A 19,132-nucleotide genomic window follows, 5' to 3' on the forward strand; every position below is an offset into this window, starting at 1 on the left:
TGTGCAAAGAAAATATTCACAAATTAGAGACATTAAAATTATTGAAGAAGGATTGACTTCTGCTATAGCGGGTGTTGCCGCATTTCATGCTGAAGACAAATTTATTCAATATCCAACAAGCTATGTTTACTTAGATAAAAACATTTACATAATGTTCAGGGAAGGTGAAGATTTTTATGATTTAATAAAATATGGATCACCTGCGAGTTTTAATGTTATGCGTCAAGAAAAACCTAAGAAAACTAAGACAACTACATTGAATGAAAACAGATACTTATCATTTTCAATAATGGGTTCAATTAAAAAGCTTGACGATCCGAAACAAATTGAAGAGTGCTTAACCTCATATTTTACAAAATATTCTTACGAAAAAATCTCAAAAAATCTAAAAAAAATTTCTGCTCTCAGTCAAATCATAATGATAGATTCTGAGGAGATTCAGGCATTTGAAGAAAACATTTTTTAAATATAAATTTTATTTAATATTATTTACATTGATTCAATTTTCTGCTTGCACAGAAATCAAAGTTATTTACCGCGATAAAGTTTATTACGAAATCCCTGCTGAACTAAAATACCCTGAACAAAAAACTAAATTTTTAGATGAATATTCTAAATATATTTCCGGGCGAAAAATATTTTTAGATGCGGGTCATGGGGGCAGTGATAGGAAGAATATTGGAATTAATAAATTAGTTGTTGAAGCGGATATTAATCTGAATGTTGTGTTATTCTTAAAAGAGTTTTTAACCGAGGCAGGGGCATCAGTTTATCTTTCGCGCGACTCCGATACAACAGTTGATCTAAAATTACGATCACAATTAGCTGACAACAGCAGTGCAGATATTTTTGTCAGCATTCATCATAATGCTCCTGCTGATTCGGATGATACCACAACTAATTACACTTCAACTTATTATCACGCAACTGAATTGGATTATGAATACAATCCATGCGAAAGAGAAATTGCAAGGTTTATTCAGCGTGATCTGTCCTATGCTATGAGAAACCCCGGCGGGTTAGGTTCTTTTGATGGAACTTATTCTGACTATTCTGTCTATCCTGGAAAAGGATTTTCTGTCCTAAGAGAAACAAACATTCCTTCCGTGCTTGTCGAATGCGGCTTTCACACAAATTATTATGAAGAAAAAAGATTATCAATCAAAGAATTTAATAGAATTGAAGCATGGGGGATATTCAGAGGATTATGTCGTTACTTTGCTAATTCTACCCCTGATATTATTTCTTCTGAAGAATTTAGTGATAAGAAGAATTTTCCATTTTTTCTAAAAGATGATATCGGTATTGAAACGGAGTCTATTATTGTTCTACTGGATAAAATTAAATACAACAATTTTTCTTATGATATTGAAACAGGTTTACTAACAATTATTGGGGACGCTTTAACAGTTGGAGAACATGAAATTAAAATTATTGTTGCTAACAAAAGAGGAAATCATTCCTTCCCATTCACTAAAAAGATCATCATCAATCCTTAGAAAGTATTTAATTGCTTAACTACGTTTGGACTTTTTTAATATTATTTGGAATTGGAACTGCTGTTTTCATTGATCTATATGAAAGTTCAGATAACAAATATGCAAATAAGTATTTGTTCTCATCGCAGGCATTCGTTGATTCAACTTCAATTGACGAGGGGGGAAAATATAGTTGCAAAATAATTATAGATAGAAAATCTTTTAATAATGGATTCCAACAATCACTTAATAATGATGTTATTCTGTTTGGGAAAATCAATAAACCTAAGAACAGTAAAAATTCCAAAATTGATATTCTGGTAAATCTATCTACTCCGGAAGTATTGATTGAGATGGCGAAAGCCAACGGGGGCGATAAAATATTAGTGTGTGAATTCAGCTCTAACACGGCTATGCCCAACAACTTGTTAACAGGAAAAATAAAGTTTGAAGAAGTTAGCTTTATCCAAATAAAATCCGTTACAAATTCAATAATCGAGTATGCAGGAATTGCTGTAGAAATTGCGCTCGGGCTTATCGGTATAATGGCAATGTGGCTTGGCATAATGAAGGTGGGTGAAACTGCGGGATTAATATCAGTTATTGCAAGGATGCTTCGTCCAGTAACTAAATTCCTATTTCCTGAAATTCCATCCGATCATCCTGCAGTGGGTTCAATGATTATGAATATCTCAGCAAACATGCTCGGCTTGGGTAATGCTGCTACTCCCTTTGGATTGAAAGCTATGCAAGAACTGAATGAATTGAATCCTAAAAAAGATACTGCTTCCGATTCTATGATAACATTCCTTGCTATTAATACTGCGGGCTTAACTTTAATACCAGCCTCAGCAATTGCAATCAGAGCCGCTGCTGGAAGTGCTAATCCAACTATAATAATTGGGACTTCAATTTTTGGAGCAATGTGTGCAACAATAGTCGGAGTTATTGCCGCAAAGACTTTTGCAAAGTTATCAGGTGGTAAAGAAATATTTCTCGGATGGCTAAGAGGAAAAGTATATCCACTAATGATAATCTTAATATTGTTTCTAGCTTTTTTTGTGAGCCTCTATTTAGGATGGGTTAAAATTATCACAAATAATATTAATTTTATTTCTTCTGAAAGTCTTATTAGTGCCTTATCCTTATTTTCTACTTTAGCAATTCCTTTCATAATAGTTAGTTTTTTAGTTTTTGGTTTATTCAAAAAAATAAATTTGTACGAAAATTTTATTGAGGGAGCAAAAGATGGTTTTAATATTGCTATAAAAATCATTCCCTTTCTGGTTGCGATGCTCATGGCAATTGGAATATTTAGAGCAAGCGGGGCTATGGACATATTAATGATAATATTAAGACCTGTTACAAATATAATTGGTTTCCCCACAGAGGCATTACCAATGGCATTAATGCGCCCCCTTTCCGGAAGCGGTTCGCTTGGAATCATGACAGAAAATTTATCAGTATTTGGACCTGATTCTTATCTTGGTGTACTTGTCTCTACTATTTATGGAAGCACCGAAACTACATTTTATGTGTTAGCTGTTTATTTCGGTTCGGTGAATATTAAAAATTCTCGATTTGCTTTAGCTGCCGGCTTGTTTGCAGATATTGCTGGAATATTGGCAGCTTTATTTATTGTTAAAATGTTATTCAGCATTTAAAAATTATTTCAATCGAAAATGAAAATATTTATAACAAAGGAAATTCCAGAGGCTGGTATAAACCACATTCGTAAATCAGGGATTAGCCTCGAAGTTTACAGTGGAAGTAAACCCATCACAAAAAAAACGTTGATTGAAAAAATCTCAGATGTTGATGGTATCATCACTTTACTTTCTGATAAAGTGGATAAAGATTTCATAGATAGCGCAAAGCATTGTAAAATAATTGCAAATTATGCTGTGGGGTTTAATAATATTGATGTTAATTATGCAAAGCAAAAAGGAATTATTGTTACTAACACTCCCGATGTTCTAACTGATTCGACCGCTGATTTAGCGATTTCACTTATGCTTTGTTGTGCAAGGAATATTGTCCCCGCTGAAAAATTTATGCGCACCGGAAAATTTACGGGCTGGCAGCCAAAATTATTTTTGGGAATGGAACTGAAAGGAAAAACTTTTGGCATACTTGGTGCAGGCAGAATCGGCACTGCAACTGCTGTTCGAGCACATAGCTTTGGCATGAAAATCGTCTATTATTCTAATCATCAAAATTTATATCTCGATACAAAACTTAATGGCGAAAAAGTCTCGCTTGATAAACTGCTTTCACATTCGAATGTTATTTCAATACACCTGCCTTTAAACAAAAAAACATTTAATCTATTAAGTGAAAAGAAACTAAAACTAATTCATAAAAACTCCATTCTGATTAATACAGCACGTGGAGAGATAGTTGACGAAGTCTTCCTGATTAAAATGTTGAATAAAAAATTAATTTATGCGGCTGGTTTTGATGTATATCAAAATGAACCGAGTGTAAATTCCGCATTGTTAAAATTGGAAAATGCAGTCTTACTCCCGCATCTTGGCAGTGCAACCATCGAAGCAAGAAATGCTATGTCAAAGCTTGCAGCCAGAAACGTTGTAAATGTATTAAAGGGGAAAAAACCACTCACTCCTATTCAGATGTAATCCTTCGTAGTAATTTTGTTTTTAACAAAAGTATATTTTTAAATCTAACCCGTGTGTGTATAGTCTTATTGTATGATTAAAAATTAAAGTTGAATATCAATTAGTCTTTAAGTAGTTTTAAAATAAAAAAAAGAGAAATTCCAATGAGAATAGGAGTACCAAAAGAAACTGAGAGAGAAGAAAGACGAATTGCATTGGCACCTGCCGGTGTTGATTCCTTAATAAGAGCAGGTCATACAGTTTATATCCAAAGTGGGGCAGGGGAAGGCAGTCATTTTCACGATGAAGATTATATAAAAACAGGCGCTTCAATAGTATATGATGGCGAGGAAGCATTCAGACGCGCTGAAATGATTGTAAAAGTAGCCCCCCTGTCAGAATCCGAAATTGATATACTTCAGGAAAATCAGATATTATTTTCGTCTCTTCACCTTGCTGTTGGTAAAAAAAACGTAGTTGAAAAACTTATCAAAAAAAATATAACTGCAATCGGATATGAATTGATCGAAGATGGGGATCGTCTTCCAGTTTTACATTCCATGAGTGAAATAGCCGGTCAGTTATCTATTCAAGTTGCTGAACGATATCTTGAAAGTTATACTAAGGGCGGCAGGGGTATCTTGATTGGCGGAATTACAGGGGTTGCACCTGCCGCCGTTGTAATTTTAGGTGCCGGTGTTGTCGGAACTACTGCTGCGCGAGCAGCGCTCGGGAGGGGTGCACAGGTTGTTGTTATTGATAAAGACTTGAACCGGTTAAGAAGAATAGATGCTTATTTTAAAAAAAGAGTCACAACTGTTATGGCAAACCCTTATACCATTACACGCGGTGTTCGTTTTGCTGATGTACTGATAGGTGCAGTTTTAATCAAAGGTGAAAAAACTCCTCATCTTGTTTCTGAAGACATGGTTAAAGATATGAAACGTGGTGCAGTCATAGTTGATGTTTCTATTGACCAGGGTGGGTGTATTGAGACCAGTCGTGTTACAACAATTTCGGATCCTGTCTATCTTACGCACGACGTAATCCACTACTGTGTTCCAAATATGCCGGCCCTTGTTTCCCGCACGGCGAGTTATGGGTTAAATAATGCCGCCATGCCTTACATTCAAAATATTGCCGACAATGGACTCGCAAATGCGCTGTTGGGTGATGAGGGGCTTGCAAATGGGGTCTGCACTTATGGGGGATACTGTGCAAATGAAGCCATTGCAAATATTTTTAATGTAGAATATCGAAAACTTAGAGTATTCTCTACAAATTAATTTAAAGGAAATTTTTGCCCATGCTTTCGACAATAGACCGTAAATATGTAATGCCTTCCAATATTCTTAATATTTATAATAGAAAAATAGTAAGTGCAGATGAGGCATTAAAAATTATTAAATCTGGTGATAATATTGTTGTACAACCGGGTTGTGCCGCTCCCCTTGAATTAATCAATGCAATGGTAAGACGGAAAGACGAATTATCAAATGTTACTATTTATCATATCCTCGTCGTTGGCTCACTCCCATATATTGAACCAGGTATGGAAAATCATTTCAAGCATAATGCTTTTTTTATCGGTGCCAATAGCAGAAAGGCAGTTAATGAGGGTAGATCCGAATTCACACCAATATTTTTATCCGAAATTACTTCTTTATTCAAGCGTGGTCTTATTAAAACTGATGTTGCATTAATACATGTTTCTCCTCCCGATGAACATGGTTATTGCAGTTATGGTGTAGATGTAGGTAATATCAAAACTCCCGCAGAAAAATCCAAAATAATAATTGCCCAAGTAAATAAAGAGATGCCAAGAAGCCTCGGCGACAGTTTTATCCATATAAATAAAATTCATTTTATTGTTGAACATAATGCCCCAATACAGGAGCTTCCGCAAGTGGATCCGAATAGCAGTCAAGAGCTTCTTAATATTTATGATAAAATTGGGATAAATATTTCTGAACTAATTGAGGATGGGGCAACACTTCAACTTGGCATTGGTGCAATTCCCGATTCGGTCATGAAATATCTTAAAGGGAAAAAAGATTTGGGAATACATACGGAAATGTTTTCTGACGGTGTTGTAGAGCTTGTAGAGGAAGGAATCATAAATGGTGAAAAGAAGACTCTTCATCAGGGAAAAATAATCGCCGGATTTGTCTTGGGTACCAAACGAACTTATGATTTCATAGACAATAATCCGATCATTGAATTTCATCCTCAAGAATATGTAAATGATCCTTTTATAATTGCAAAGAATAATAAAATGGTTGCGATCAACTCTGCTATTGAAATAGATTTAACAGGACAGGTTTGTTCCGATTCAATCGGGACAAAATTTTTTAGTGGTATCGGAGGTCAGGTTGATTTTATTCGGGGGGCTGCTCGTTCGGAAGGAGGGAAGCCGATTATTGCACTCCCTTCAGTTACGAAAGATGAAAAAATTTCCAGAATAGTTACCCAACTACAACCAGGTGCAGGGGTTGTAACCTCCCGCGGCGATGTTCATTTTGTTGTAACTGAATATGGCTCTGTTCAGCTTTGGGGTAAAAGTATTTCAGAAAGAGCTAAGGCGTTAATAAGTATTTCACACCCTGCTTTCAGGGATGAGCTTGCAAAATATGCTCAAGATGTTTTACACATTTAATTTATGTTAGCTGTTATCGGTGATATACATGGTTGTTTTTTTACTCTGAAAAAACTTTGTACAGAATTAAAAGATAAATATCCAGGTGTTACTGTTTATTCTGTTGGTGATCTTGTTGATAGAGGTAATTATAGTTTCGAAGTAATAGATTATATCTTATCCCAAAGTATCGCATTTACACCCGGGAATCATGAATACATGTTTTACTATTTTTTTCACCACCCGGAAAGCGCTTTAGCAAAAGCATGGATTTACAATGGCAGCGGGAAAACGCTTTCCTCGTATCAAGATAAAATGCACATTTTGCATGAACATCTGAAAGTAATTATTAACTCTCCACTTTATTATGACACGGAAGATTGTTTTATCTCGCATGCAGGGATTGCTGATATTTACAAAATTGAATTACCTGAGCCTCCACTAGAATTTCCATCATTATTTGATGAACTTGTGAAAAAGGAAGTTGAAAGTGAAAACGGAATATTGTGGAATAGAAAAAAACTTATGAATCTTGGGAAACTGCAAGTTGTCGGGCATACAAGGAAGGTGGAGATTGAAAGAATTGAAGAGAATAATTCTGTTTACATAGATACGGCGGCAATAACTAACAACAAATTAACAGCCGTGCTGATTAATAAAAATAAGATTGAGGATATTATTTCTATTAGCACTCTTGCTGAAGATACACTTTAGACTCCATAATGGATGGAATTTTATTAAGTCGTGTCGCAACTTGTTGACCTCGATTTTCCATAAAAAAAGGCGGAAGAAAATTCCGCCTTTTTAATATACATCTAATTGACGTATGGATTTTAATAATCCATTCCACCCATACCGCCCATACCTCCGGGAGGCATTCCGGGCATTTGTGGTTCTTTTTCTTTTTTCTCGTAAACCACAGCTTCAGTAGTAAGTAACAAAGCGGAAACAGAAGCAGCATTTTCGAGTGCGGTTCTTGTAACCTTTGTAGGATCAATTACACCAGCCTTAACTAAGTTTTCATAGACTTCAGTAGCTGCATTAAATCCGAAATCATCTTTGCCTTCCTTAACTTTTTGGAGAACTACTGATCCTTCAATACCAGCATTATTTACAATTTGTCTTAGAGGTTCTTCCAACGCTTTTTTAATGATCTTAATACCGATTGTTTGGTCGGCATTTGCACCGGTCAGTTTTTCTAAAACAGATGTTGCTCTAACGAACGCAACTCCACCACCCGGAACAATTCCTTCTTCAACAGCAGCACGGGTTGCGTGAAGTGCATCTTCAACTCTTGCTTTCTTTTCTTTCATTTCCACCTCAGTAGAGGCACCGATTTTTAATACTGCAACGCCACCTGAAAGTTTAGCTAATCTTTCCTGTAGTTTTTCTTTGTCATAATCAGAAGTGGTTTTTTCGATTTGTGCTTTTATCTCGTTTATTCTCTTCTTGCTTTCATCAGTTTTTCCAGCACCTTCAACGATAGTAGTATTATCTTTATCAATCACTATTTTCTTTGCCTGTCCGAGATATGCAACAGTAGCATTTTCTAATTTGAATCCACGTTCTTCAGAAATAACAGTACCGTTGGTGAGTACTGCAATATCTTCGAGCATTGCCTTTCTTCTATCGCCAAAGCCCGGGGCTTTGACAGCGGCAATTTTCAAAGTTCCGCGAATTTTATTTACTACCAATGTAGCAAGAGCTTCTCCTTCGAGGTCTTCCGCAATTATTAGCATTGACTTTCCCTGCTGTGCTACTTTTTCTAATACTGGAAGCAAATCTTTCATAGCAGAGATTTTTTTGTCGTGAATTAATATGAAGGCGTCTTCGAGAATAGCTTCCATATTTTCAGTGTCGGTTACAAAGTAAGGTGATAGATAACCGCGGTCGAATTGCATACCTTCAACAACATCGAGGGAAGTTTCCATTCCTTTTGCTTCTTCAACTGTGATAACACCATCCTTGCCGACTTTTTCCATTGCATCGGCAATCAAATTACCAATAGCAGGATCATTGTTAGCAGAAATTGAACCTACCTGTGCAATTTCGTTTCTTCCTTCAACCTCTTTGCTAATTGATTTTAGATACGCAATAACTTTAATAACCGCAAGGTCAATTCCTCTTTTTAAGTCCATTGGATTTGCACCTGCTGTGACGTTTTTCAAACCTTCTCTGTAAATTGCTTGTGCAAGAACGGTTGCAGTTGTTGTTCCATCGCCAGCAACATCACTTGTTTTAGAAGCAACTTCACGAACCATTTGCGCGCCCATGTTCTCAACTGCATCTTCAAGTTCAATTTCTTTTGCGACAGAAACACCATCTTTAGTAACAGTTGGTGCGCCAAATTTCTTTTCAAGGATTACATTTCTTCCTTTTGGTCCTAATGTAACTTTAACAGCATTAGCGAGCTTATCAACGCCAGCTTTAAGCTTCGTTCGTGCCTCGCTGTTGTACTCAATTAATTTTGATGACATATTTTTCTCCTATTTTAATTTTCGTTATTAATTTATCCGATGATTGCGAAAAGATCACTCTCTCGCATTATTAAATACTCTTCTCCATCCACAGTTACTTCAGTTCCACTGTATTTACCATATAGAACTTTATCCCCAACCTTGACTTCAATTTTGATACTCTTGCCGTCGTCAGTTGTTCTGCCCGGACCGGCAGCAACTATGGTTCCCTGCATTGGTTTTTCTTTAGCTGTATCCGGAAGGATGATGCCACCCTTAGTCATTTCTTCTGCCTCAGCCGGTTTAACGATAACTCTATCGGCTAATGGCTTAAGATTAATTTTGCTCATAATATTTCTCCTAAATTATTGATTTGAATTATTAGCACTCTTAAATTGTGAGTGCTAAAATAATGTTTAATTAAGATTTTGTCAAGGTATATATTCATTAACTGCATTTATAAAAGTTGAAAGTATTTTACCTCACACTTGAAGTAGTTTTCTGTCATTGTTTTCAGAAATGTGAATTATGGTTTGAAAATCAAAAGGTGTAATGGTAATTTTACAACAAAGACTTCAAATTATTTCATTAAATATTTGGTAATAAACTGTAAAATTGATTTACAGAAACTTCTGAAAATTAAAAATTACTGATCAAAGTCATTTTGTCCTGAAAGCTTTCGGGATCAAAATCCAATAAAGGATGCAGAATGCCAATGCCATCAGCTTGACAAATGCTTAAGGTTAGTTAATTAGTGAATTTTGTTAATTTGAAGCACTACTTTTTCATAAATCTTTAAAAAATTAATAAGAACAATTCATTCTCAATATTAATAAAGGAGTAATAAATGTCAGTAAAAATTGGAATAAACGGATTTGGAAGAATCGGTCGTCTTGTATTTAGAAGAGCTAAAGAACTTGGCGGTTTTGATTTTGTTGGAATCAATGATCTAACCGATGCAAAAACACTTGCACATCTTCTAAAATATGATTCGGTTCATGGAAGATTTAAAGGCGAAATTTCGGTTGATGGAAGTGATATAATTGTTAATGGTGATAGAATCAGAATTAGTGCCGAACGCGACCCTTCTAATTTGAAATGGGGTGAACTCGGTGCTGATGTAGTAATCGAATCAACCGGTGTCTTTCGTTCTCAGGAAGCCTGCATGAAACATATTAATGCAGGTGCTAAAAAAGTAATCTTAACTGTTCCCTCTAAGGGTGAGGTTGATGCTACAATAGTTCTTGGAGTAAATGAAAACTCTTTAACGGGTAATGAAAAAGTAATTTCAAATGCGTCCTGTACTACAAATTGTTTAGCCCCCATGGTTAAAGTGCTTAATGATAAATTTGGAATTGAAAAAGGTTTTATGACTACGGTTCACGCCTACACAAATGATCAGAATGTACTTGATCTTCCTCATGCTGATTTGAGACGAGCACGATCTGCCGCAGTATCAATTATTCCTACAACCACAGGCGCAGCGAAGGCAGTGGGAAAAGTTATTCCTGAACTTAAAGGTAAACTCGACGGCTTTTCGCTTCGCGTGCCAACTCCGGATGGTTCTATAACAGATTTAGTTGCAGTTTTGAAAAAAGAAACTTCTATTGAAGAAATAAATGCAACTATGAAAGCCGCCTCAGAAGGTTCGCTGAAAAACATTATGGAATACACCGAGGATGAGATCGTTTCCGCAGACATTATTGGAAACTCTCACTCTAATATTTTTGATGCGAAGTCAACAATGGTGAATGGCAATCTTGTTAAAGTTGTTGGTTGGTATGATAACGAATACGGTTATTCCTGCCGCGTTGTTGATCTTGTCAAATTATTAGTAAAATAATTTTACAGATTAAAATTGATAGGACTGGGTGTATTACTCAGTCCTTTTTTATAGAATATTTCCAAAATTACAGGTGGATGGATGAATAAACTTTCAATTGATAAAGTTGAATTAAATAATAAAAGAGTTTTAGTTCGTGTGGATTTCAATGTTCCGCAAGATGATAATCTAAATATTACTGATGATAATAGAATTGTTGCTTCATTGCCTACTATTAAAAAAATTATTTCGAGTAATGGTAAAGCGATTTTGATGAGTCATTTTGGACGACCAAAAGGGAAAGTGAACCCAAAATACAGTCTTAAGCCATGTGCTAAACGATTGGGTGAACTGCTTGATAAAGAAGTCAAGTTAGCACCGGACTGTATTGGTGAAGATGTGAAAGCAATGGTTGACGCAATGAAATCAGGCGATGTTTTACTTTTAGAAAATGTTCGCTTTCATGAAGAAGAAGAAAAAAACGATGCAAATTTTTCAAAACAACTTGCCTCTTTGGGTGATGTTTATATCAATGATGCATTCGGAAGCGCACACCGTGCTCATGCTTCGACAGAAGGAATTACAAAATTTATCCCGATTTGTGCTGCCGGATACTTAATGCAAAAGGAACTTGATTATCTCGGCAATGCGCTTTCTCAACCGAAGCGTCCTTACTGTGCGGTGCTTGGCGGCGCAAAAATTTCCGGAAAGATTGATGTAATTATGAATCTCTTCGACAAAGTTGATACACTGATTATAGGTGGTGGTATGGCATTCACTTTTTTCAAAGCACAGGGAAAAAAAATTGGTAAATCGCTGCTCGAAGAAGATAAAGTAGAACTTGCGAAAGAAGTACTGCAAAAAGCCTCAGCTTCAAAAGTTAAATTTTTGCTTCCGGTTGATGTAGTAGTTGCAAGTGAATTTAAAAATGAGTCGCCTGCATTTACCGTTAATGTTGATAATATTCCTTCCGATAAAATGGGATTGGATATTGGTGCGGCTTCAGCTAAATTATTTACCGAAGAATTACTAAAATCAAAAACGATTGTATGGAATGGTCCGATGGGAGTTTTTGAAATGGATAACTTTGCTTCGGGAACTTTTGCCATTGCTCGAACATTAGCGCAGGCAACAAAGAATGGTGCAATTACTGTTATAGGCGGAGGTGATTCAGCAGCAGCAATCAGTAAAGCCGGGTTGGAAGATGAAGTTTCTCATGTTTCAACAGGCGGGGGTGCTTCGCTTGAATTTCTTGAAGGAAAAGTTCTTCCCGGTGTTGCTGCTTTAAGTGACAATTAATTTTTTATAGAATAGGAAAAAATATTGAGTGACTATTATCGTTCCGGAAGGTTTGGCGGTTTCAGTGCCTTTCCTCCTGTGATTAAAAATCTTTTAATTATTAATGGAGTAGTGTTTTTTGTTCAGCTTTTGATGGATAACATTACTTTAAATGGTTTACCTGCATGGTATGTTCTTAATCGGTGGTTTGCTCTAAACCCAATCAGTGGTTTTGACGCTGCGGGGCATCCATACAATTTTCAAATCTGGCAGTTGATAACTTATCAATTTATGCATGGGGGATTTTCGCATATACTTTTTAATATGTTTGGTCTATGGATGTTCGGAATGCAAATAGAAAATATCTGGGGTTCTAAAAAATTTTTAATTTATTATTTAACCGCCGGTGTCGTTGCAGGTTTATTCCAGTTATTTATTACACCACTTCTGCAAGTAGGGGCTGCCCCTACCATTGGCGCTTCGGGAGCTATTTATGGAGTCTTGATAGCATTTGCAATGATGTTTCCCGATCAATTAATATTTTTATATTTTCTAATCCCTGTTAAGGCAAAATACCTTATCGGATTTTTAATAATTCTTGAGTTTATGCTCGTTGATAGTGCAAGCTCAGGGGTAGCACATCTTGCGCATCTTGGAGGTGCTGTCGCCGGGTTTATTTTTATAATGCTTGATAAAAGTATCCACGTTCCTTTAAAGGACATGCTGGGGATTTCTTCAAGAAGCTACAATAATAAAAATATTTTCAGTGGTCTTTCGGATAAATTTCGTAAAAGTAAGCGCAATGTAGAGGATGCAACTTTTTACGATATTCATTCAGATAAGAAATCAGAAGAAATTTCGCAAGCCGAAATTGATGCAATTCTTGATAAGATTAGTCAATCCGGTTATCAAAATTTAACCGAACGTGAAAAGAAAATACTTTTTGAGGCAAGTAAGAAGAATTTGTAATTGAAAAAAATAAATCCTACAAAAGTTATTTGCTTTTTCGTTGCTGCGGGTTTATCCCTAACAATACTTGGCTGTTTCGGATCAGATAAAATTCCTGAAGACGATTTTATAAAAATTTATACAGATATAATTATTGTGCAGGATACTTTGAAGTTGAGCGGTGAAGAATTACTACTGCATAAAAAAACTATTCTAAAAAAATATAATTACACAGAACAGGAATACGAAAACACTGTAAATTATTATAATAAGGATGTGGAACGCTGGGAAATTTTTTTTGAAAAAACTCTAAACTATTTAGAAGAACTCAAGAAGAAGGAAACTCCAAAGCCCTAGTCTTCGCTAAAACTATTCTAATCATCGGATAAGTAACTTCAGCCGGCAGTTTATTTTTCAATTCTTTCAAATCTATTATTCCCTCTTTTATTTTTTCATTTATCATTGTGTAAATCTCAGCAGGGATCAAATTTTTAATCTCAACTTCCGGTTCAAAGCCTAAGATTGTTTCTACCTGCATTGAAATTACTGCCTCAGTTAAGTTCTGCATCGAAGCAATATCTTTCAATGTGTACCCTCCTTTTATCAGATTGTAAGTTTCAGCGATGCTTGACGGAATTTTTTTTGTCGGAGTAATTTTCTGATTGTTGTTTTGAATTCTTTCATTAGCCAAAACAGCTTCGATAACTTCGCTGCCAATTTTTGTGAACATTCGCTCATTCGTACCTTTCAGCGCTAAAAATTGCTCTCTATTCTTAGGTTTATTCTTTACGATATTGCTTAATACTTCGTCAGGGCAAATTAAGTTTGAAGTCTGCATAAATTTTTTTGAAATATCCTGTCGTATTGTTCTTAGGATATTGAACAATTCAAGATTATCTTCATAGCCGGTTTTGGGTTTTACAACTTTATGAAGCCCCAGTTGTTTGATTTTTTCAAATCCATATTCTGTCAAATTTATTAAATCTCTTACTCCTTTGGTAATTACTTTTGATTCAATTAATTCAAAAAGAACAGATAGTATTTCATGCTTTTCGTAATTTCTGCAAACACCAAAAGTAGTTATCGAATTATACTTTTCTTTTTTAACTGATCCTCTTAAAATTGAAATAACATTTCGTTCGGCTAGTTCATCCTTCGATTCAAATAGTGTTCGTAAAATTAATTCAGAAATATATTGAATTGAATTTGACGGCAGCCGGGTTCTTGTCGTACAATTATCACATTGCCCGCAGTGATAATCTGAGTTAGTCTCCCCAAAATAATTCAAAATAAATTTGAATCGGCAGTCAGTAGTGTAAATTAACTGAGACATCTTTTCAACTTTAGTATGCTGATTCAGAAAACTCTCGTTGATCCTTTTAAAATTTAATTTTAAATCTTTGGAAGATATTCTTGGCGAAAGCATTCTCGCACTATCCTTAGAAAGACTTTGATAAAAACTGATAATGCCAAAATTGTCAAGAATGGTTAAGGATTCTGTTAGCTCATTGATGATGATGTTTGTCTCTTTACTAATTTCCGTAACACTTACCCGTACTTCTTTTAGAAATATCTCCTTGCTAAAATTTCTTAGTAGATATAATATTATTTCCTTAAAGAAAATATTCTCGGTCTGTTTTACAAAATTTCGAAGCCGGTTTTTATCCATCAAAAATTGGATCGAATCTTTTCGTTCAAGATCGGAAATTAATTTAAGATAACCCCCGCCTTCAAGTGAATTCAAGGCAGAGTAAACTATTCCTCTGCTGATTTGTTTTTGTGTAGTGATTTTTATAAAATCTAAATCAATTGGAATCTCTTTGGAAGTAATATTTCCAACTGCAACTTTACCAAAATCGCAGATTGAATCATAAATCCCCATTATGGTTTCTTTATCCGGATAGGAATTTCGGATAAAATATTTGTGAATATCCATGTCCGAGTCATCATACAGAAGATATGCATGCGAAGGTTTTCCATCTCTGCCTGCGCGACCAATTTCCTGATAATAATTTTCAATTGAACCCGGCGCATTGTAGTGCAGAACGAGTCTGATATCACCTTTATCTATGCCCATACCGAAAGCATTTGTAGCACAAATAACAGAAGTCTTATTGCTGATAAAATCCTCCTGAACTTTTTTTCTTACTTCAGGAAGCAAACCGGCATGGTAATAAGTGCTTTTAATTTTATTCATCAGCAAAAATTCGCTAATAGCTTCTGCACGTTTTCGCGAAGAAGTGTAAACAATAGCAGGAGTTCCATGTTCGGCGAGAATCTGTAAACAATTCTCTTTTTTCTTTTTTGTCTTAATAATATTGATCGAAATATTATCCCGCTCGAAACCGCAGACAAATATTTTTGGTTCAACTAATCCAAGTTGTTCGACAATATCTTTTGCAACTTCAGGAGTAGCAGTAGCAGTAAATGCCGAAATATTTTTCACACCGAGATAGTCCGTAAACTCCTTTATCTTTGTATAACCCAGTCTGAAGTTGTGCCCCCATTCGCTGATGCAGTGTGCTTCATCAATAAAAATAAAATTAGGATTGAGCGACTTTATTCTTTCTGCAAATTGCCGATTCTCTAATTTCTCCGGGGCGAGATATAATATTTTTATTTTGCCGAAAGAAATATTCCTCAGAGTTTCTTCAGACTCCTTAAACGACATTGCACTATTAATAAAGGCTGCAGGATTGGGATTAATCTTAATCGAATCAACCTGATCTTTCATCAATGCGATCAATGGTGAAACCACAATCGAAAATCGTTCACTGATCAAAGCGGGGAGCTGATAACAAATAGATTTGCCGGCACCTGTGGGAAGTATTGCGAGTACATTTTGTCTATTTAAAATCGTCTCAATAATTTCTTTTTGCCCCGGTCTGAATTTACTATAACCGAATAATTTTTCTAAGTTCTGTTCTAAATCCATTTGTTGAATTGAGATCAAGTTGTAATTCTCTTTTATAAAATTATGATTGAAACAATAAATATATTATCCTAATTTTCACTTGAGTTTAAAATAATAAATACTTCTTCAATCTACTTAAGTACAATTGAAGCTAAAATATTTGCCTGAAGATTAATTTAATAAAGGTTCAAAATGAAAAAATTACTTTTGTTATTTGCATGGCTGCTAATTTTTGTTTTCTCATCATTCTCTCAAGTTAGTATTCAAAACCAAACTCCGGGAAATACTGTTTATTCGCAGGCTCCGGATTATGTTAAGAACACAAAAGCATTTTCAAGAGAGTGGTGGTTTTATCAGCAGCGCGCATATCCATTCGATAAAATTCCCGACGATGCCTACAGCAATTCTCTGCTTCAGCGTGAAGAACTTCGTCAGCAAAATTTAATGGATGGGTTTGATTTTGCCTGGGTAAGTCTTGGACCAACGCCCGGCTACTATTTTAATTATGGAAATATTTCTTCCCGAATTGTTACCGGTGCATATCACCCAACCGATCCAAATATTATTTATGTCGGACCGGCTAACGGTGGTGTTTGGAAAACTACTGATGCAGGTTCAACATGGACTCCGCTGACAGATAAGGAAGCTTCACTTGCAATGGGAGCTATTGTTCTTAATCCGCAAAATCCAAATATAATTCTTGCCGGAACTGGTGAAGCTACATACAGCGGTGCATCTTATTATGGAAGGGGGTTGTTAAGATCAACAGACAGCGGTGCAAGCTGGACACAAATTACTGCCGGATTACCTTCAAGTTCTTATTTCTCAAGAATTGTTTATCGCCCGGGTAGATCAAACGAAATTTTAGCAGCTCTTGGCTACAATGGTCTATATCGAAGTTCAGACAGCGGACTTTCATGGAATTTACTTCTTGCCGGAAGAGTTGATGATGTTCTATTTTCACCTGCCGGTGATACTGCATTTGCGGTTGGCAGCGGAATAGGAATCAGAAGATCAATTGATGGAGGTGTAAGCTTTTCAACTTTCTCAACCGGTTTGGGAACAGGCGAAAGAACTCACTTTGATTTATGTAAATCCAATCCTGCTTTTATGTATACAGCAGTTTATGGCGGGGGTGTTGTCAATATCTATAAATCTTCAAACTTTGGTGTGAACTGGACACAAATCTTATCCAATCTTGACGGCGGCTCTCAAGCATGGTACGATTTGTACTTAAGAGTAAATCCAAAAAATCCTGACAAAGTATATTGCGGTGCTATTGATGTTTTTAGATCAACTAATGGCGGAACTACTTTTGAAAATATTACAAATGGATATGCCGGCGGCAGCGTTCATGTTGATCAGCATTTTCTTTTCTTCCATCCCGGTGATGAAAACACTTTTATTGTTACTAACGATGGCGGAATTTATAGAACCACAGATAATGGAAATACGTTTACAAATCTTAACGCTGGATTAACACTTACTCAATTCTACCGTATTACTGCCTCTCCCTTTGAGACTGGATGGATACTCGGCGGTACTCAGGATAATGGAACTCAGCAGACGCATTCAACAATAAACTGGGCAGCAGCTTTTGGCGGCGACGGCGGAGAAGTTTGTTTTAATCCTTTTAATGAGGACGTTGTTCTCGGCGAATCGCAGTTCAATGGACTTGTAAAAACTTTGAACGGCGGGACTTCGTGGAGCGGAGCTACTAACGGTATCAGTTCTTCTGAAAATGCAGCTTGGGTTGCCCCCATTATTTCTCACCCCACCATTGATGCGACTTTCTTTACAGCAAGACAAAAACTTTATAAAACGACAAACAATGCTTTGATGTGGACTGCCGTTTCGGATAATATCAACGGCACAAGTGCTGTTGAGCAGCTTGCAATCAGCAATACTGATCCTCAAATAATTTTTGCTTCAACATACAATCAATTATATAAATCAACTGACGGCGGGATCACTTTCACAAATAAAACGAATGGACTACCGAATAAGTATATCAGTTCAATTTATGTTCACCCTGATGATGCGCAAACTGTGTATGTAACTCTTTCCGGATTTGGCGGAAGCAAAGTTTATAAATCAACTGACGGCGCTGAACATTGGATAAGTATTTCAGGTAATCTCCCTGATACTCCCGTAAATGATATTTATGTTTATACAGAAGATGCATCCAATCCTAAAACTTATTTTGTTGCGACTGATATCGGTGTTTTTTATACACAAAATGATGGAACCGACTGGACTGAAATTACAAACGGTCTGCCTAATACAGTTATTCTTCATCTTGATTATGCTCCAACAACAAAAATGCTTCGTGCAGGTACGCATGGAAGGGGTGTGTTTGAAGCATTCATTGATTTCACTGTCCCGGTTGAGCTGGCTAATTTCTCAAGCCATATTATTGATAAGACAGTCATGTTAAATTGGCAGACAGCTACTGAAACCAACAACAGTGGATTTCAAATCGAACGAAAGTTAAAAAATGAAGAGTGGGAATCAATTGCTTTTATTGCCGGCAGCGGTACGACTACCGAAGTAAAAAGTTATACATTCACCGATGATCTTTCTAATTTTAATTATCAGGGAAGGATACTTTATCGCTTAAAGCAAATTGACTTCAGCGGAAGTTATGAATATTCTGATATAGTTTTTGCTGATGTTAATTTCTTCCCAACAGAAATTACTATTTCTCAGAATTATCCTAATCCATTCAATCCTTCTACAAAAATTAAATACACACTCAACGGTGATAGCAAAGTTAAATTGACTATCTATAATTCGGTTGGGCAGCAGATTGCAGCACTCGTGGATGAACAACTGAGTGTCGGTAATTACGAAATTGAATGGAATGCAGAAAACTTTGCCTCCGGGATTTATTTCTATTTCTTTGATGTTCGTGATGCCGATAACCAAAAATCAATTAGGGAAATAAAGAAAATAGTTTTAATGAAATAATTTCAGAAAGAAA

At 35.9% G+C, this 19,132-nt stretch carries 15 protein-coding genes; 12 read left to right on the forward strand and 3 right to left on the reverse strand.

All coding sequences use genetic code 11. The annotated features are described in order from the left end of the window. Window position 1 precedes the first annotated feature (1 nt). From IPH11_17005 to IPH11_17035, 7 genes are all read left to right on the forward strand, one after another. Window positions 2–466, forward strand: a complete 465-nt coding sequence (locus tag IPH11_17005) for a pyridoxamine 5'-phosphate oxidase family protein (GenBank protein MBK6915271.1) — start codon at window positions 2–4, stop codon at window positions 464–466. Continuing rightward, window positions 447–1,499, forward strand: coding sequence for an N-acetylmuramoyl-L-alanine amidase (locus IPH11_17010; GenBank protein MBK6915272.1), 1,053 nt, complete (start codon window positions 447–449; stop codon window positions 1,497–1,499). The genes IPH11_17005 and IPH11_17010 overlap by 20 nt, the downstream gene beginning before the upstream one ends. A 392-nt stretch (window positions 1,500–1,891) precedes the next feature. Then, on the forward strand, window positions 1,892–3,142 hold the full coding sequence (locus tag IPH11_17015; GenBank protein MBK6915273.1) for a spore maturation protein: 1,251 nt from the start codon (window positions 1,892–1,894) through the stop codon (window positions 3,140–3,142). A gap of 18 nt (window positions 3,143–3,160) precedes the next feature. Continuing rightward, window positions 3,161–4,117 (forward strand): D-glycerate dehydrogenase, encoded by a 957-nt coding sequence (locus tag IPH11_17020; GenBank protein ID MBK6915274.1) that lies wholly within the window; start codon window positions 3,161–3,163, stop codon window positions 4,115–4,117. 143 nt (window positions 4,118–4,260) lie between these two features. Beyond that, complete coding sequence (gene ald / locus IPH11_17025) at window positions 4,261–5,382, forward strand: alanine dehydrogenase (GenBank protein MBK6915275.1); 1,122 nt, start codon at window positions 4,261–4,263, stop codon at window positions 5,380–5,382. 50 nt (window positions 5,383–5,432) lie between these two features. After that, a complete protein-coding gene (locus IPH11_17030) occupies window positions 5,433–6,752 on the forward strand; it encodes an acetyl-CoA hydrolase/transferase family protein (GenBank protein ID MBK6915276.1) in 1,320 nt (439 codons plus the stop codon). A gap of 3 nt (window positions 6,753–6,755) precedes the next feature. Then, a complete protein-coding gene (locus IPH11_17035; protein ID MBK6915277.1) occupies window positions 6,756–7,445 on the forward strand; it encodes a serine/threonine protein phosphatase in 690 nt (229 codons plus the stop codon). A 119-nt stretch (window positions 7,446–7,564) separates the two neighbouring features. Here the strand turns inward: IPH11_17035 and groL are convergent, their stop codons facing one another. Both groL and groES read right to left on the reverse strand, forming a co-directional pair. Further along, a complete protein-coding gene (gene groL / locus IPH11_17040; protein ID MBK6915278.1) occupies window positions 7,565–9,208 on the reverse strand; it encodes a chaperonin GroEL in 1,644 nt (547 codons plus the stop codon). Between the two features lie 32 nt (window positions 9,209–9,240). Beyond that, window positions 9,241–9,528 carry a co-chaperone GroES gene (gene groES / locus IPH11_17045; protein MBK6915279.1) on the reverse strand — a complete coding sequence of 96 codons (288 nt, stop codon included), beginning with the start codon at window positions 9,526–9,528 and terminating at the stop codon, window positions 9,241–9,243. Between the two features lie 506 nt (window positions 9,529–10,034). On the opposite strand from groES, the gene gap reads away from it, so the two are divergent. The 4 genes from gap (at window position 10,035) to IPH11_17065 (ending at window position 13,592) form a co-directional block, all read left to right on the forward strand. Continuing rightward, entirely contained in the window at window positions 10,035–11,030 is a 996-nt protein-coding gene (gap, locus tag IPH11_17050; GenBank protein ID MBK6915280.1) for a type I glyceraldehyde-3-phosphate dehydrogenase, read from the forward strand. Window positions 11,031–11,111: 81 nt separating this feature from the next. Further along, window positions 11,112–12,308: a phosphoglycerate kinase gene (locus tag IPH11_17055; protein MBK6915281.1), complete on the forward strand. Its 1,197-nt coding sequence runs from the start codon at window positions 11,112–11,114 to the stop codon at window positions 12,306–12,308. A 132-nt stretch (window positions 12,309–12,440) separates the two neighbouring features. After that, complete coding sequence (locus IPH11_17060; protein ID MBK6915282.1) at window positions 12,441–13,256, forward strand: rhomboid family intramembrane serine protease; 816 nt, start codon at window positions 12,441–12,443, stop codon at window positions 13,254–13,256. Next, window positions 13,257–13,592, forward strand: coding sequence for a DUF4296 domain-containing protein (locus IPH11_17065; GenBank protein MBK6915283.1), 336 nt, complete (start codon window positions 13,257–13,259; stop codon window positions 13,590–13,592). Here IPH11_17065 and IPH11_17070 read toward each other — a convergent pair. After that, window positions 13,564–16,188: a RecQ family ATP-dependent DNA helicase gene (locus tag IPH11_17070; GenBank protein MBK6915284.1), complete on the reverse strand. Its 2,625-nt coding sequence runs from the start codon at window positions 16,186–16,188 to the stop codon at window positions 13,564–13,566. The two genes, IPH11_17065 and IPH11_17070, sit on opposite strands and share 29 nt — an antisense overlap. 153 nt (window positions 16,189–16,341) lie before the next feature. Here IPH11_17070 and IPH11_17075 point away from each other — a divergent pair, with 153 nt between their 5' ends. Beyond that, the gene (locus IPH11_17075; GenBank protein ID MBK6915285.1) at window positions 16,342–19,119 is read left to right on the forward strand and encodes a T9SS type A sorting domain-containing protein; all 2,778 of its coding nucleotides are present in this window, start codon (window positions 16,342–16,344) and stop codon (window positions 19,117–19,119) included. Window positions 19,120–19,132: the final 13 nt, after the last annotated feature.

Source organism: Ignavibacteriales bacterium (genome assembly GCA_016709155.1).
Classification (GTDB): domain Bacteria; phylum Bacteroidota; class Ignavibacteria; order Ignavibacteriales; family Ignavibacteriaceae; genus JADJEI01.

Excerpts from the sequence above, each read along its gene's own strand:
- IPH11_17020 (MBK6915274.1), top strand. The coding sequence starts at position 3,161 with ATGAAAATATTTATAACAAAGGAAATTCCAGAGGCTGGTATAAACCAC.
- gap (MBK6915280.1), top strand. The coding sequence starts at position 10,035 with ATGTCAGTAAAAATTGGAATAAACGGATTTGGAAGAATCGGTCGTCTT.
- IPH11_17015 (MBK6915273.1), top strand. The coding sequence starts at position 1,892 with ATGCCCAACAACTTGTTAACAGGAAAAATAAAGTTTGAAGAAGTTAGC.
- IPH11_17030 (MBK6915276.1), top strand. The coding sequence starts at position 5,433 with ATGCCTTCCAATATTCTTAATATTTATAATAGAAAAATAGTAAGTGCA.
- IPH11_17035 (MBK6915277.1), top strand. The coding sequence starts at position 6,756 with ATGTTAGCTGTTATCGGTGATATACATGGTTGTTTTTTTACTCTGAAA.
- groL (MBK6915278.1), bottom strand. The coding sequence starts at position 9,208 with ATGTCATCAAAATTAATTGAGTACAACAGCGAGGCACGAACGAAGCTT.
- IPH11_17075 (MBK6915285.1), top strand. The coding sequence starts at position 16,342 with ATGAAAAAATTACTTTTGTTATTTGCATGGCTGCTAATTTTTGTTTTC.
- ald (MBK6915275.1), top strand. The coding sequence starts at position 4,261 with ATGAGAATAGGAGTACCAAAAGAAACTGAGAGAGAAGAAAGACGAATT.
- IPH11_17055 (MBK6915281.1), top strand. The coding sequence starts at position 11,112 with ATGAATAAACTTTCAATTGATAAAGTTGAATTAAATAATAAAAGAGTT.
- IPH11_17060 (MBK6915282.1), top strand. The coding sequence starts at position 12,441 with ATGGATAACATTACTTTAAATGGTTTACCTGCATGGTATGTTCTTAAT.